This window comes from Neisseria sp. HMSC067H09 (assembly GCF_001814135.1).
GTDB lineage: Bacteria > Pseudomonadota > Gammaproteobacteria > Burkholderiales > Neisseriaceae > Neisseria.
The window spans coordinates 1-792 of the sequence record NZ_KV814834.1 but is presented as its reverse complement, the minus strand read 5'-3'; the positions used below and the strand labels follow the sequence as shown (position 1 = coordinate 792).

Below are 792 nucleotides of genomic sequence, written 5' to 3'. Positions count from 1 at the left end.
GGTCGCCGGCCCGGATACGGGCAATGGCTTTGTAACCGTCTGCCGTTTTGACCAAGGTGCTGCCGTGGAAGGAGCAGGTGTAGGATGTTGAAAAACTTAGTTTTCAATATCCTGAATGAAGGAAAGGTCGTCTGAAAACCAGAAACAAGGTTTTTCAGACGACCTTTTGATTGTTGAGTTTTTCAACCCATCTTACGTTTGATACCTAAGAACTTTGTATCCATTCTTCTTTTCTAATTCCAAATTCAAATTCAGCCTGTTTAAATGCCGAATCTAATGTGTCATGATAAGTATCCGTTTGTTCCTGACCGGTCTCATCCAAATAAAATAAATAAAATCCTTGGTCATCTTCATATTGAACAATACTTAAAGCAACAGGTTTGGGAAGTATCCCCATTGGAGTGCGATGAATCGTTCTAATAGGAAAATCTTTATTTTTATCTAAGATAACTTTGAATAATTCTTTTACACTCATAATTTTCTAATCCTGAATAATTGTTACTACACTATTTTCTATTACACGTCCATTGGGTTTGTCATATGATTCAAAATGACCATGATGCGTAGATGAATTTGTTTCATGATGACCATATCGTACCTGTCGCATTCCATCTTGTGATACATATCGACCATTTGGATATGACTTATAGTTTTTCCCTAGCCATTTCTCAGCTGAATTTAAAAAAGTAGATTCAGATACAGTTCCTGCATGGTATTCGGGAGCTCTTTTGGGAGGACAAGCATTATGAACCCAAACCCCTTCCGTTTCCGCCTTATCGCCCTTGACGAAGT

The 792-nt window shown here is 38.1% G+C and carries 1 protein-coding gene and 1 pseudogene; both read right to left on the bottom strand.

The window, feature by feature from the left end; all coding sequences use genetic code 11:
- Positions 1-205: 205 nt before the first annotated feature.
- Positions 206-475 carry a hypothetical protein gene (locus HMPREF2954_RS00060; RefSeq protein ID WP_070688942.1) on the bottom strand — a complete coding sequence of 90 codons (270 nt, stop codon included), beginning with the start codon at positions 473-475 and terminating at the stop codon, positions 206-208.
- Between the two features lie 6 nt (positions 476-481).
- Positions 482-792, bottom strand: a pseudogene (locus tag HMPREF2954_RS11190) (HINT domain-containing protein); the annotation flags it as partial.

Coding starts and splice junctions, on each gene's coding strand:
- HMPREF2954_RS00060 (WP_070688942.1), bottom strand. CDS start 475: ATGAGTGTAAAAGAATTATTCAAAGTTATCTTAGATAAAAATAAAGAT.